This is a genomic window from Thioclava sp. FR2 (assembly GCF_051200875.1).
Lineage (GTDB): Bacteria > Pseudomonadota > Alphaproteobacteria > Rhodobacterales > Rhodobacteraceae > Pseudotabrizicola.
In genome coordinates this window covers 1,399,957-1,413,411 of the sequence record NZ_CP195191.1, presented here as the reverse complement: position 1 = coordinate 1,413,411, position 13,455 = coordinate 1,399,957, and the positions used below count along the sequence as shown (strand labels likewise).

Genomic DNA, 13,455 nt, shown 5'->3' with positions numbered 1-13,455 from the left:
GTATTGCCAAGATTTCTGCTGCACCGCGGCGGAAGAGGGGGCTTGACGACTCACGCCTACTTGTGAGTAATTGCCCAGCAAGCGATGAAATGCTCATTCGCTTCCAAGGGAGGATACTTATGAAAATGACGCTTCGCGCGCTTCTTGGCGCGTCTGTTTCGCTGACTCTTGCTGGCGGTGTCATGGCCGAGACCATCACCATCGCAACCGTCAACAACGGTGACATGATCCGTATGCAGGGCTACACCGAGGACTTCACTGCAAAGACCGGACACACGGTCGAGTGGGTCACTCTGGAAGAGAACGTTCTGCGTGAGCGCGTGACCACTGACATCACCACCAAAGGTGGTCAGTTCGACATCATGACCATCGGCATGTACGAAACCCCGATCTGGGGCAAGAACGGCTGGCTCGTTCCCCTGAACGATCTTTCGGCTGACTACGACGTCGCCGACATTCTGCCCGCAATGTCGGGTGGTCTGTCCTATGACGGCACGCTCTACGCTGCACCGTTCTACGGTGAATCGTCGATGGTTATGTATCGCACCGACCTGATGGCAAAAGCTGGTCTGGAAATGCCGGCTGCTCCGACGTGGGAGTTCATCCGCGAAGCTGCTGCCAAGATGACCGATCGCGCTGCTGACATCAACGGCATCTGCCTTCGCGGCAAGGCCGGCTGGGGTGAGGGCGGTGCTTTCATCACCGCAATGTCGAACTCGTTCGGCGCTCGCTGGTTCGACGAAGAGTGGAAGCCTACCTTTGATAGCGAAGCTTGGGCAAACACGCTCAACTTCTTCAAAGGTATGATGGACGAGTCCGGCCCGGCCGGTTATGCCACCAACGGCTTCAACGAAAACCTGTCGTTGTTCCAGCAGGGCAAGTGCGGCATGTGGATCGACGCCACCGTTGCAGCATCGTTCGTGACCAACCCGAAGGACTCGGCCGTGGCTGACAGCGTCGGCTTCGCTCTGGCCCCCGACAATGGTCTGGGCAAGCGTTCGAACTGGCTCTGGGCGTGGGCACTGGCCATCCCGGCAGGTACCCAGAAAGAAGCTGCTGCCAAGCAGTTCATCGAATGGGCGACCTCGAAGGGCTACATCGAGATGGTGGCCGCCAAAGAAGGCTGGGCAAACGTTCCTCCGGGCGCACGTTCGTCGCTCTATGCGAACCCGGAATACCAGAAGGTTCCGTTCGCTCAGATGACGCTGGACTCGATCTTGTCGGCTAACCCGAATGCCCCGACCGTTGACCCGGTTCCATATGTTGGCGTTCAGTTCGCTGCTATCCCGGAATTCGCTGGCATCGCAACCGACGTGAGCCAGGAATTCTCGAACGCCTATGCAGGTCAGCAGACCGTTGAAGAAGCTCTGGCAAAGGCTCAGGCCATCGCCACCGAAGCTATGGAAGCTGCTGGCTACTAAGCCCTGCTTTCCCATCGGGGGGGCGGTCGCCGCCCCCCGGTTTCCAATTCATTCCTCGCCAAAAATCTGAGCTGCAGGCACTGTGCAATTTGCACAAACAAGGGAGGTCTGCCCAATGGCCACGAAAGCTTCACGATCCGCCGCCCGGTTGATGATGGCTCCCGCCGTTATCCTCTTGCTGGGTTGGATGCTTGTGCCCCTCATTATGACCCTGTGGTTCTCGTTCCGGAACTATTTGCCGCTGCGCGGTGGTGATCAGGGTTTTGCAGGGTTTGACAATTTCATTCGTTTTGTCACCTCATCGTCCTTCTGGCCCGCAATTGGGGCCACGCTGACCATCGTTGTCGGTGCGCTTATCATCACGATCGTATTCGGGGTGCTGCTGGCGCTGCTGTTGGATCAGCCAATGTGGGGCCAAGGGATTGTCCGCATCCTTGTGATCGCGCCGTTCTTCGTCATGCCCACGGTGTCTGGCCTCGTGTGGAAGAACATGTTCCTCGACTCGGTCAACGGACTCTTTGCCCAGATTGCCAAGATGTTCGGGGCAACGCCTGTGGAGTGGATCATCGACCAGCCGTTCCCAAGTCTGATCCTGATCGTCAGCTGGCAATGGCTGCCCTTTGCGACGCTTATCCTTCTGACCGCCATCCAATCGCTGGACAGCGAGCAGCTTGAAGCTGCCGAAATGGATGGCGCACCGCCATTGAAACGGTTCTGGTACATCATCATCCCGCATCTGAGCCGCGCGATTACAGTGGTTCTGCTGATCGAAACCATCTTCATGCTGTCGATCTTTGCGGAAATCAAAATGACCACCGCTGGCGCCTTTGGCACCAAGACGCTCACCTATCTGATCTACCAGCGTGTGCTGGAAAGCCAGAACGTGGGTCTGGGTTCTGCGGGCGGTGTCTATGCAATCATCCTTGCCAATATCGTCGCCATCTTCCTGATGCGCATCGTCGGCAAAAATCTGGACGCGTGAGGAAAGACCATGGCCCGTTCCGTTTCCCCCCGCCGCAAGACGATCAACACCATCCTCGCCTGGAGCGTTGGTTTGCTGATCTTCTTCCCGATCCTCTGGACAATTCTGACCAGCTTTAAGACCGAGGGCGATGCGATCGCGTACCCGCCGAAGTTTCTGTTCTTTGATTGGACGCTGGAAAACTATGCGATCGTTCAAGAGCGATCGAACTACATGCGCTACTTGTGGAACTCGGTAATCATTGCTGGCGGTTCGACCCTGTTGGGTATCATCGTCGCCGTTCCGGCCGCATGGTCGATGGCCTTTGTGCCGTCAAAGCGGACCAAAGACATCCTGATGTGGATGCTGTCGACCAAGATGTTGCCTGCCGTTGGTGTGCTTTACCCGATCTACCTGATGTTCATCAGCCTCGGCTTGCTGGATACCCGTCTTGGCCTTGTGATCGTTCTGATGCTGATCAACCTGCCGATCATTGTCTGGATGCTTTACACCTACTTCAAGGAAATCCCTGCCGAGATCCTTGAGGCGGCGCGAATGGACGGGGCAACACTGAAGGATGAAATCCTGTATGTGCTGACGCCGATGGCAATTCCCGGCATCGCGTCGACCGTTCTTCTGAACATCATCCTTGCTTGGAACGAAGCCTTCTGGACGCTGAACCTGACAGCTGCCAAAGCCGGGACGCTGACTGCTTTTATCGCCAGCTATTCCTCGCCCGAAGGCCTGTTCTACGCAAAACTTAGCGCTGCCAGCACGATGGCCATCGCTCCGATCCTGATCCTTGGCTGGTTCAGCCAGAAACAACTCGTCCGCGGTCTGACCTTCGGCGCGGTGAAGTGAGGTTCCCATGGGAAAGATTACTCTGAAATCCGTCCGCAAGTCTTTTGGCGAGACGCATGTCATTCCTGGCATCGACCTTGAAATCAACGACGGCGAATTCGTTGTTTTCGTCGGTCCTTCGGGTTGCGGCAAATCCACCTTGTTGCGCCTGATTGCGGGGCTGGAAGACACCTCCGGCGGCACCATCGAAATTGATGGGACCGATGCCACATCGCTCCCTCCCGCGAAGCGTGGCTTGGCGATGGTTTTCCAGTCCTACGCTCTTTATCCGCACATGTCGGTGCGGAAGAACATCGCCTTCCCGCTCAAGATGGCAGGACTTGATCCGGCCGAGCAGGAAAAGCGGGTTCAGCACGCCGCCAAGATTTTGAACCTGTCGAATTATCTGGACCGTCGTCCCGGACAGCTTTCGGGTGGCCAGCGTCAGCGCGTTGCCATCGGTCGCGCCATCGTGCGGGAACCCTCGGCCTTCCTGTTCGACGAACCGCTGTCGAACCTTGACGCTGCCCTGCGGGTCAGCATGCGTCAGGAAATCAGCGAGCTGCACCAGTCGCTGAAAACCACGATGATCTATGTGACGCACGATCAGGTCGAGGCCATGACCATGGCTGACAAGATCGTCGTCCTGCATGCAGGTGTGATCGAGCAAGTCGGCAGCCCGTTGGACCTGTACCACAGCCCGGATAACCTGTTTGTGGCAGGTTTCATCGGTAGCCCGAAGATGAACTTCATCACCGGAGCAGAAGCGGCAAAGCACAACTGCGAAACGCTGGGTGTTCGCCCTGAACATATCGACATTACGCCGAATGGCATTTGGGAAGGCAGGGTCGGACTTTCCGAGCATCTGGGGTCTGACACCTTCCTGAAGGTTGAGGCTGGCGCTTTGGGAACGTTGACCGTTCGGGCAAATGGCGAAGTCAATCTGCATCATGGCGATATCGTTCGCCTGAGCCCGCAAGACGGTAAGATTCATCGTTTCGACAAGGACGGAAAGGCCATCCGCTGATGCGACTGCAAGGGAAATGCGCTATGATTACCGGCGCGGCGCGCGGGATCGGTCTAGAGTTTGCCAAGGCCTATATCGCCGAAGGGGCGATGGTGGCCTTGGCTGACATCAACGCCGAAGCCGTGCAGGGCGCGGCGGCTTTGCTGGGTGAAATGGCAGTTCCGGTCGTCATGGATGTGACCTGTCAGGAAAGCATTGACGCTGGCATTGCCGAAGCCGTGGCCAGAATGGGCAAGCTTGATATCCTGATCAACAATGCCGCGCTTTTTTCAGCGGCTCCGATTGCCGAGGTCACTCGCGCTGACTACGACCGTATCTTCTCGGTCAACACAGCCGGTACGTTCTTCACCATGCAGGCTGCAGCCAAACAGATGATTGCCCAAGGCCATGGTGGAAAGATCATCAACATGGCCAGTCAGGCCGGTCGACGCGGCGAAAGCCTTGTCGCCGTTTACTGTGCCTCGAAGGCAGCGGTCATCAGCATGACCCAATCTGCCGGGCTGAACCTGATCAAGCACGGGATCAACGTAAATGCCATCGCACCGGGAGTGGTTGATGGCGAGCATTGGGACGGTGTGGACGCATTCTTTGCCAAGTATGAAAACAAGGCAAAGGGGCAAAAGAAGAAAGAGGTTGGCGAAGCCGTTCCTTTTGGACGGATGGGGACAGCCGAAGATCTTGCAGGTATGGCGATTTTCCTCGCCACGGATGAAGCAAAATACATCGTTGCGCAGTGCTACGGCGTCGACGGTGGCAACTGGATGGCATGAACATGAACGCACAGTCCTCTTCCGTCGCGCTTCCTCGCTATGACCGCAGCAAGGTGACACCGGGCATTGTCCATATCGGACTTGGCAACTTTCACCGGGCTCATATGGCGGTCTATCTCGATGACCTTATGAACAAAGGTCTGGCGATGGACTGGGGTATTCTGGGGGCAGGTGTGCGCCCAGCCGATGCCCGGATGCGCGATGCGATGCTTTCGCAGGATTGTCTTTCGACCATTATCGAACTCGACCCAAAGGGCAAACGCGCCCGCCGGGTTGGAGCAATGGTAGGTTTCATCGAGGTTGCCGACGACAATGGACCGCTGATTAAGGCGATGAGCCAACCGAATATTCGGATCGTGTCTTTGACGGTCACCGAGGGCGGGTACTACGTGAATGCTGATACCGGAACCTTTGACCCGACTGCGCCGGATATTGTCGCGGACGGCAAATCGCCTGATCGCCCGACAACGGCATTTGGCGCCATAGTGGCTGCGCTTAAGGCCCGCCGCGCTGCTGGCATTCCGGCCTTCACCGTTATGTCCTGCGACAACCTTCCCGGTAATGGCCATGTGACGGAAGATGCCGTAGTAGGACTCGCGCGGCTTTCCGACCCTGAACTGGCTGATTGGATCAAGGCCAATGTCGCTTTCCCAAATGGGATGGTTGACCGCATCACGCCCGCAACAGGCCCTCGCGAAAAAGCGATGGCCGCAAGCTTTGGCTTGGCCGACGACCCCGTTCCAGTGACCTGCGAGCCCTTCCGGCAGTGGGTCGTGGAAGACAAGTTTCCGCAAGGGCGTCCACCCTTTGAAGAAGTGGGCGTGACCTTTACGGACAAGGTGCATGCCTACGAGATGATGAAAATCCGCATCCTGAATGGTGGGCACGCCGTGATCGCATATCCGGGCGGGCTTTTGGACGTGGAATTCGTGCATGAGGCCATGGCACATCCCTTGGTTCTGGGCTTCTTGGACAAGGTCGAGAAAGAAGAGATCATCCCTTACGTTCCGCCAGTACCCGACACCAACCTCTCGGATTATTACGGCTTGATCCGAGTACGGTTCTCGAACCCGGAAGTGGCCGATACCGAGCGCAGACTTTGCCTTGACGGGTCAAACCGTCAGCCGAAATTCATCGTTCCTTCGTTGCGTGACGCCTTGGATAAGGGCGGCAAGATTGATGGCTTATCGCTCGAAAGCGCTTTGTGGTGCCGCTACTGCTATGGAACAACGGATTCCGGCGCAGAGATTGCCCCGAATGACCCCAATTGGGATAGGCTCACAGAATTGTCAAAAGCCGCACGGACGAACCCGCAAGTTTGGCTGGATCAACGGGACGTCTATGGTGAGCTTGGCCAGAATCCGAAGTTCCGCGAAACCTTCGCCAAACATCTGAACCGCATCTGGGAAGTCGGTGTGGCCAAGGCAATCACGGAGTATCTTGACGGCTAAGCAGCCGAAGGTGGTCGAAATTCCGCTGTGCTAGGGCTTGCCGATCTTGATGCAAGATGTATTGATTTTGCTTCGAAAAGACGGAGTATCGTCTTTCCATTCGGAGCCTTCATGACAAGCATCGCCTTAGAAAGCCCACTCACGCCTGACCTTGGTCTTCTGTTCGAACGGCACACGGCGGACATGCACGCAGATACGCCGCCGGAAAGCATTCACATGATGGATCGCGGTGCGCTTGCTTCGCCGGGCATCTGGTTTTTTGTCATGCGGGAAGAAGGCGAACCCGTCGCAATGGGCGCGTTCAAGCGCATCAGCGATGACCATGCAGAGATCAAGTCGATGCATGTACTGACCGAAGTCCGGGGCAGGGGGCTTTCGCGCCGGATGCTGGAACATCTGGTCGATGCCGCCCGCGCTGAAGGTTTTCTGCGTTTGTCCCTGGAAACCGGCGTGCAGCCTACGTTCGTCGCGGCCCGCGCGCTTTATGCGAATGCGGGTTTCGTAGATTGCCCACCCTTTGAAGGCTACAGTGAAGATCCAAACTCGGTCTTTATGACAAAGCAGCTTGCCTAAAGCGCTGATGTCACGCAAAAGACCCCAAGCGGTCCCGTAGCTCAGCTGGATAGAGCAATCGCCTTCTAAGCGACAGGTCGGGGGTTCGAGTCCTCCCGGGATCGCCATTTCCATTTATACTAGGCGTTTGGACTGATGGTCGTGGTGCCTCTTTTCGGCAGCCTTGGACCAATTGTTTTTATGCGTCCTGCTCAGCCACAAGTCGTATGATTGCTGCCTTTGAAAGCGTGGTCGTTTCATGTTGAGCGCATCCTGCATTCAACGATGGGACAACGGTGTTGATTGTATCAGTCAGAAATGAATGTCCTGACCTCTTCGGCCGTGTCGACACATATTATTCTGTTTTCCTGTCGGCACGGTGTCGGCAAATCTTCCGGAAACAGAATCTTTGGAGATTGCGATGCTGAAGCTAAAGGGGGTCATGCCCGCTCTCGTCACCCCTTACGACGAAAAGAGAGAAATCGATTTCATCGCTTTGAAGGCTCACATGACCAACCTTCGGGCGGCAAGAGTTTCAGGCTGGGTGCCTTGCGGATCTTCGGGCGAATACAACCTCATGACCGATGAAGAACGCGATTCTGTGCTGCAATTTGTCAAAGATTTTGCTCTGCCAGAAGAAACGCTGATTGCTGGGACAAATGCGCCTTCAACTGCTGGTGTGATCGCGAACACAAAGCGCGCAAAAGCGATGGGATATGATACTGTCCTGCTGGCCGTTCCATTCTACACCAAACCAACGCAGGCAGAAATAATTCGCCACTTCAATGCCATACTGGATGCGGTTGATGTCAATATCGTCCTCTATTCCTATCCGGCAAAAGATGGCGTCGAGATAGAATATGAGGCCCTCGATGCTTTGGCCGATCATCCGCGGATTATTGGGATCAAGGAAAGTTCGGGTAGCTTGCAGCGGGCGATTGGGATCGCAACGCGCTATGCCGGCCGCATTCAATTGGTCTCCGGTTCCGATGACATTGCGCTGGATTTCATGCTTTGGGGCGCAGACTCGTGGATATGCGGTCCGGCAAATTGCATGGCCAAGGCTGTCTGCGATCTGGACCGAACCTACCGCGCCGGGGACTTGGTCAAAGCCAAAGAGATCATGTCCCGGATGTGGCCTGCGATGAACATTCTGGAATCCGGGAAGTTCGTGCAAAAGCTGAAATTTGGCTGCGAATTGCAGGGCACACCCGTTGGCGAATGCCGCATGCCATTGGGCCTTTGACGGATGAAGAGAAAGCCGCCTTTGCCGATGCCATGCAGCCGATTGTGAATTGAGTCTGAAATGACAACCACCGTCATTGTAGGGGCGGGAATAATCGGCACATCGGTTGCCCACGAACTTCAGCAGCGTGGAAGAGATGTTGTACTGATTGATCGAGACGCCCCCGGTCGCGGGGCGTCTTTTGGTAATATGGCGTCGATTGCAGTTACCGAGTTCATGCCCGCGTCCCGGCCTTCTGTTTGGCGTCAAATTCCAGGATGGATGCTGGACCCTGAGGGGCCCGTGCGGATTAGAGCCGCATATATGCCGAGGCTGGTTCCTTGGTTCTTGCGCTTTATCGCGGCCTCGCGTCCAGCCAAGCTGCGGGAACTTGAGGCACAGGGGGCGGCCCTTTGCGCGCGGTCGTTGGAAGACACGGTCGCGCTGTTGCGCAGGACCGGGCTGGAAGGTGAGATCAGCGAGGAAGCCTGTCTTTCGCTTTACTTGGACGAGGCGGAGTTCAAGGCGGACCGTGACCACATCGAGATTCTGGAACGCTTTGACATTCCACACGAGATCTTGGGGCATCAGACCCTTCGCAGCCTAGAGCCTGAAATTTCGGAAAAGGTTGGCATGGCGGTTCTTTTTCCGAAAAACCGATCAATTAAAGATCCTTATCGGCTGGTTGTCGCCTTGGCCGAGCGTTTTCTGGCCCTGGGAGGGCGGATCGAAACCGGCGAGGTCGTTGGTTTCGTGCGTGGTACGTCGATGAGTGAGGTTTTGCTGAAGGACGGCCGCAGGATTGCAGCAGACTAGGTTATCATTTGCGCCGGGGCGCACTCTGCGCGCATGGCCGCAGATCTGGGGGAGCCGATCCCATTGGAAACCGAACGCGGTTATCACACGCAAATAATGTCGCCGGGAATTTCCCTTCGGCATTCAATTATCTGGCCTGCCCGCGCATTTATGGTGACGCCGACTGCGGGCGGCATTCGCGTTGGCGGCACAGTTGAAATGGCGGGTTTGGACGCCCCGCCGGATTATCGGCGGTCTAAAGTGACGGTCAGACGCGCGAAAGAAACCCTTCCAAACCTGCAATGCGAAGATTTCACTGAATGGATGGGGCATAGGCCCGCCATTCCTGACACGGTGCCGATCATTTCGGCGTCGGCGAAGACCAAGGGGCTATTTTATGCAACGGGTCATGGGCATCTGGGTTTGACCTATGCCGCGACAACTGCCTTGCTGATGGCCGAACTTGTGGCAGGAGAAAAGCCGTCTTTGGATATGCACCCGTATCGTGTCGATCGGTTTTGAGGAGGAGGACTAGAATGACAAAAGTTTGTTTGCTGACTGGCGCAGGGCGCGGCATAGGGGCAGCAATTGCCCGCGAAATGCAGGGTCGTGGTTATGCTGTTGTTCTGATGTCTCCATCTGCGAACTGCGAGACGCTGGCCAAGGAACTTGGCGGCGTTGCTGTGCGTGGCGTTGCCCAGAACCCCGCCGATCTGAAAGCAGTTGTAGATCTAACGATGCAGACCCACGGCCGTATTGATGCGGTTCTCAATCATACCGGGCATCCACCAAAGGGCGACCTTCTGGCGATAACAGACGAAAACTGGGATCTGGCCAACGATATGATCGTGAAGTCGGTGGTCCGAATGGCGCGTTTGGTGACGCCAATCATGGAAGCACAGGGGGGCGGGGCCATCGTCAACGTGACGACCTATGCCTCACACGAACCGTCTCCCCTTTTCCCGGCATCCTGCACCTATCGCGCCGCCGTTTCGACCTTTACCAAGCTTTATTCCGATCGCTATGGACCTGCCGGGATCCGGATGAACTGTCTGGCTCCCGGTTTCACCGACAGCCTTGATGTCGGGAAATTTGCTGATCTTGTGGCGCTAAAGCGCATCGCGCGGGTCGAAGAACAGGCCAAGGCAGCTGCTTTCCTGCTGACAGAAGATTCAAGCTACATCACGGGCCAGACGCTTCGCGTGGACGGCGGTCTGACGCGACACGTCTGAAGGATTTCATGCGAACCCAGCTTTTCACTAACGGGTTATGGGTTGAATCCGCAAAGGATGGAGCGCTTTCAGTCATCGACCCAGTGACCGAGTTTGTCATTCATCACATCCGCGCTGCCACGGCGGAAGACGCCGACAAGGCTGAGCTAGCTGCGCGATTGGCGTTTGACGCCGGGCCTCGACCGCGCATCACGGGGGCAGCGCGCGCCAGATCATGCGGGCAATCGCCGACGGCATCCGGACCCGATTGCCCGAACTGGCACGGCTGGAAGTTCTGGACAACGTATGACCCTTACCGGAAGCCCAACGGGTTGGTTACAAGCAATCCGGAATCGGGCAGGAATTGGTCGATGGTGAGTGGATAGCTACCTTGAAACAAAAGAGATCACGAAACCGGTCAGCGCAGAGCTTTGGGGTTGGTATCTGAAATGAACTTCGAAAAGGCGCTCGACCTGCTGTTGGTCCATTGTCAGGGCGAAATCGGTAAGGTCATCATCAGTGGCGCGCCGGATATTCCGGGCGCAACAATCCTGGAAAAGATGAATCACATCAATCAGGTCGATGACAGCCTTCGCCGCTTTGTGACCTCTGAACTGCGGGCACATGTTGCGATGACGACAAATCTGTTGCTGCCTGCCTGTGATCCGCGCGCTGATGCAGGTTTCATCGTTTTGCAGCCCGACCGTGCCCATCCGATGAGTGGCTCAAACGCCATCTGCGTCGTTGCCGCGCTGTTGGAAAGTGGCAGGGTAAAGATGGTGGAGCCGGAAACTACCTTGCGCCTCGACACCGCGGCTGGCTTGGTAGACCGTGCGGGCGCGTTGTGAAAACGGACGTTGTCTTTCGGTCAGTTTGGAAAACGTCCCTTCCTTCGCGGTGGCGTTGGACCTGCCGATTGCCACGAAGGCTTACGGAAACATCAGTTCGGATATTGCGTTTGGTGGGGTGTTTTACGCCTTGGTCGATGTCGATCAGGTCGGGCTGAAAATTGGACCGGGATACGCCCGTCAATTGGCCGAAGCAGGAATTGCCATCAAGGCCGATCTGGAAGGTCAGGTGACGGTCAGCCACCCTTATTTCGAGGGCTTGAACAGTATCGCCTATGTGATGTTCCGAGACCGTGGCAAAGACGGTGAAGTGCTGACCTGCACCACGCTCAAGCCGGGACGAGTGGATCGTTCGCCATGTGGTACGGGATCATCCGCCAATCTGGCCTGTCTTCATGCCAGAGGCGAGGTTGGAATGGGGGAAGCGCGCTGCTCGGTAAGCACCATTGGCGGGGCTTTTCTGGCCGAGGTTGTGGCAGAAACCGAAGTCGGTCCCTACAAGGCGATCATTCCGCGCATCACGGGGCAGGGTTGGGTCTACGGACGTGAAACGCTGCGCCAGTCGCCGGATGATCCTTTCCATGCTGGCTTCGCACTATCGGATACTTGGGGGCCGCAAGTCGGCGAAATATGAGTTTTGCTGTCGAAATGCAAAAAGGGCCGCGACTGTGTTTCGCGGCCCTTTCCGTTTCTAGCAGCAGGACTATGCCTTTAGCCGCTTATCCCTTGTTCGCCGTGGCGATCATCTGCTGAGCGACCTTGTCATGGTCAAGCCAGACAACCGGACCCTGAGGTTCGCTCAATCCACCGAATATCATCTTTCCGGTCGCATCCACCACATGTGAGCTGAGGACATCGCTGATCAGTTCCTTGCGGTCCTTGTGCAAGGCCCCAATCTCTTGCGAGGTGCCCACGGTCTTGTCCACCTGCTCGGCACTGTTCGCCTTTGGCCATTCGGTAAAGTCGTAATAGGGGGAAAGGGCCGGGTCGAGTTGATAGGCGCGGACCATCTCAAGGACGCTTTCCAGCGAAACCCCGTCCTGCAGCAGGCCCTGGCATTTGTCCCAAAGAGCATCGACCCATGGGCCGCCGCCTTCTTTTTTCAAAGAGGTAAGCAAGGGCAAAAGCGAAAGTTCAATTCCGGCGAAAACGTCGGAAGAGTTTGTGCGGATTTCCGGGCAGTTAAAGACCGTCGCCTTGATCCCTTTTTCCCAGGCTTCCTGAGCAAGTCGCTCCAGCCGCATTTTTGCGTAACCTTGGGTGTAGTTGGTATAGGTCTGCCAGCGATAGTCCCCGTCGATCAGCACGCGCGTCCCGTGATAGCCATACGCACTGTAGCGAACCTGACCGCCGCTGGCTTCGACCTTTTCGCGGATCGCCGCGCTGTGGGCCAGAAGATGGCCAAAGGAATTCGCTGTTACTTCGTCGAAATTCCACAAGATCAGCTTGCCCAGATCGCTTTCAATCAGGGCATCAGATGACATGTAACGCGCGCCGCGCCCTTTGTAGACGCGGTTTGCAATCGCCAGGAACGCCTTGGCGCGGGGAATGCCGCCCGCCATTGTATGGGCAAACAGCACGTTGCGGCCTGCGGGGATCATCCCGGCCAGTTCGTCCATGACCTGCTTCAAGGCGGTGGTGAACCGTGCAGTGCCAACTTCCCGGCTCCGCTCAATACCGTCCCAATCCAGCTTGAACTCCTGCCAGTTCTCCAGCGTCATCTCGCCCAACATTTCGGTCGGATTGGGCTTGCCGGGGTCAGAGTCCATATCGAAACCGGCCATCAATGGTATGTTGATGATACGTCCACCAAGGTTCTCTTCCGCCTGCTGCAACTCTTCGGGCGTCAGCGGGTTCAACTTGCCAGTTTCATCCCGGCGCCCAACAGTGATGCCGATCACGGTCATGCCAGCGGCGCGGGCGGCATCAATCAGGCCGGTCGCATAGCCACGGCCAAACAATTCACCGAAAAGAACAAATACGTCTCCACGCTGAAACAGCGTATTGTCACGAAGCTCTTTGAGGGCGATCGGTTGTTTCATTCTGTGTCACTCTTCTTTCGGTGCCGGTCGGGTTCGTAGTTGTCTAGCCTCACTTCTACCGTGAGGCACATGACAGGTCTTTGGGTTACGTCCAGTCATCTATTTCACATTCCGAACCAGATCGCTACCGGCAGGTTTTGTCGGGGAGCGAAGGGGATAGGATCGGGAAAACGGGTGGCGGTAGACTCAAAGGGGTTCGCACCCTGCGCCATGTTTGTATTTCAATGGCTTGTTGGTCGTTCTGGAACGAAATTTGGCACAAATACTGGAACCAGTTTTCTACAGCTTGTTCTCAGTCTGGTTCCTAACAAT

12 protein-coding genes, 1 tRNA gene and 1 pseudogene are annotated in these 13,455 nt (G+C 56.4%); 13 read left to right on the top strand and 1 reads right to left on the bottom strand.

The window, feature by feature from the left end; genetic code table 11:
* Positions 1 to 125 precede the first annotated feature (125 nt).
* The 13 genes and pseudogenes from ACSBLW_RS06735 to ACSBLW_RS06675 all read left to right on the top strand — a co-directional run bounded on the left by ACSBLW_RS06735 (position 126) and on the right by ACSBLW_RS06675 (position 11,735).
* Positions 126 to 1,421 carry an ABC transporter substrate-binding protein gene (locus ACSBLW_RS06735; RefSeq protein ID WP_435260057.1) on the top strand — a complete coding sequence of 432 codons (1,296 nt, stop codon included), beginning with the start codon at positions 126 to 128 and terminating at the stop codon, positions 1,419 to 1,421.
* A 115-nt stretch (positions 1,422 to 1,536) separates the two neighbouring features.
* Entirely contained in the window at positions 1,537 to 2,403 is an 867-nt protein-coding gene (locus ACSBLW_RS06730) for a carbohydrate ABC transporter permease (RefSeq protein ID WP_435259457.1), read from the top strand.
* Positions 2,404 to 2,412: 9 nt separating this feature from the next.
* On the top strand, positions 2,413 to 3,243 hold the full coding sequence (locus ACSBLW_RS06725) for a carbohydrate ABC transporter permease (RefSeq protein ID WP_435259456.1): 831 nt from the start codon (positions 2,413 to 2,415) through the stop codon (positions 3,241 to 3,243).
* A gap of 7 nt (positions 3,244 to 3,250) precedes the next feature.
* On the top strand, positions 3,251 to 4,249 hold the full coding sequence (locus ACSBLW_RS06720) for an ABC transporter ATP-binding protein (protein WP_435259455.1): 999 nt from the start codon (positions 3,251 to 3,253) through the stop codon (positions 4,247 to 4,249).
* Entirely contained in the window at positions 4,246 to 5,019 is a 774-nt protein-coding gene (locus tag ACSBLW_RS06715) for an L-iditol 2-dehydrogenase (protein ID WP_435260056.1), read from the top strand. Before ACSBLW_RS06720 ends, ACSBLW_RS06715 begins: the two co-directional genes overlap by 4 nt.
* 2 nt (positions 5,020 to 5,021) lie before the next feature.
* Positions 5,022 to 6,470, top strand: a complete 1,449-nt coding sequence (locus ACSBLW_RS06710; protein WP_435259454.1) for a mannitol dehydrogenase family protein — start codon at positions 5,022 to 5,024, stop codon at positions 6,468 to 6,470.
* A 111-nt stretch (positions 6,471 to 6,581) separates the two neighbouring features.
* Positions 6,582 to 7,043 (top strand): GNAT family N-acetyltransferase, encoded by a 462-nt coding sequence (locus tag ACSBLW_RS06705; RefSeq protein WP_435259453.1) that lies wholly within the window; start codon positions 6,582 to 6,584, stop codon positions 7,041 to 7,043.
* A gap of 30 nt (positions 7,044 to 7,073) precedes the next feature.
* Positions 7,074 to 7,150: transfer RNA gene (locus tag ACSBLW_RS06700), tRNA-Arg, on the top strand.
* A 293-nt stretch (positions 7,151 to 7,443) separates the two neighbouring features.
* Positions 7,444 to 8,268, top strand: coding sequence for a dihydrodipicolinate synthase family protein (locus tag ACSBLW_RS06695; RefSeq protein WP_435259452.1), 825 nt, complete (start codon positions 7,444 to 7,446; stop codon positions 8,266 to 8,268).
* A gap of 60 nt (positions 8,269 to 8,328) precedes the next feature.
* Positions 8,329 to 9,564, top strand: a pseudogene (locus ACSBLW_RS06690) (NAD(P)/FAD-dependent oxidoreductase).
* Between the two features lie 14 nt (positions 9,565 to 9,578).
* The gene (locus tag ACSBLW_RS06685) at positions 9,579 to 10,274 is read left to right on the top strand and encodes an SDR family oxidoreductase (protein ID WP_435259451.1); all 696 of its coding nucleotides are present in this window, start codon (positions 9,579 to 9,581) and stop codon (positions 10,272 to 10,274) included.
* Positions 10,275 to 10,702: 428 nt separating this feature from the next.
* Positions 10,703 to 11,101 (top strand): proline racemase family protein, encoded by a 399-nt coding sequence (locus ACSBLW_RS06680; protein WP_435259450.1) that lies wholly within the window; start codon positions 10,703 to 10,705, stop codon positions 11,099 to 11,101.
* Positions 11,085 to 11,735: a proline racemase family protein gene (locus ACSBLW_RS06675; protein ID WP_435259449.1), complete on the top strand. Its 651-nt coding sequence runs from the start codon at positions 11,085 to 11,087 to the stop codon at positions 11,733 to 11,735. Before ACSBLW_RS06680 ends, ACSBLW_RS06675 begins: the two co-directional genes overlap by 17 nt.
* Before the next feature lie 85 nt (positions 11,736 to 11,820).
* On the opposite strand, the gene ACSBLW_RS06670 is transcribed toward ACSBLW_RS06675, so the two are convergent.
* Positions 11,821 to 13,143: an enoyl ACP reductase FabMG family protein gene (locus tag ACSBLW_RS06670; protein WP_435259448.1), complete on the bottom strand. Its 1,323-nt coding sequence runs from the start codon at positions 13,141 to 13,143 to the stop codon at positions 11,821 to 11,823.
* Positions 13,144 to 13,455 lie beyond the last annotated feature (312 nt).

What these genes read in the sequence shown, in the direction of transcription:
- ACSBLW_RS06735 (WP_435260057.1), top strand. Translation starts at nt 126, where the DNA reads ATGACGCTTCGCGCGCTTCTTGGCGCGTCTGTTTCGCTGACTCTTGCT.
- ACSBLW_RS06730 (WP_435259457.1), top strand. Translation starts at nt 1,537, where the DNA reads ATGGCCACGAAAGCTTCACGATCCGCCGCCCGGTTGATGATGGCTCCC.
- ACSBLW_RS06725 (WP_435259456.1), top strand. Translation starts at nt 2,413, where the DNA reads ATGGCCCGTTCCGTTTCCCCCCGCCGCAAGACGATCAACACCATCCTC.
- ACSBLW_RS06720 (WP_435259455.1), top strand. Translation starts at nt 3,251, where the DNA reads ATGGGAAAGATTACTCTGAAATCCGTCCGCAAGTCTTTTGGCGAGACG.
- ACSBLW_RS06710 (WP_435259454.1), top strand. Translation starts at nt 5,022, where the DNA reads ATGAACGCACAGTCCTCTTCCGTCGCGCTTCCTCGCTATGACCGCAGC.
- ACSBLW_RS06705 (WP_435259453.1), top strand. Translation starts at nt 6,582, where the DNA reads ATGACAAGCATCGCCTTAGAAAGCCCACTCACGCCTGACCTTGGTCTT.
- ACSBLW_RS06695 (WP_435259452.1), top strand. Translation starts at nt 7,444, where the DNA reads ATGCTGAAGCTAAAGGGGGTCATGCCCGCTCTCGTCACCCCTTACGAC.
- ACSBLW_RS06685 (WP_435259451.1), top strand. Translation starts at nt 9,579, where the DNA reads ATGACAAAAGTTTGTTTGCTGACTGGCGCAGGGCGCGGCATAGGGGCA.
- ACSBLW_RS06680 (WP_435259450.1), top strand. Translation starts at nt 10,703, where the DNA reads ATGAACTTCGAAAAGGCGCTCGACCTGCTGTTGGTCCATTGTCAGGGC.
- ACSBLW_RS06670 (WP_435259448.1), bottom strand. Translation starts at nt 13,143, where the DNA reads ATGAAACAACCGATCGCCCTCAAAGAGCTTCGTGACAATACGCTGTTT.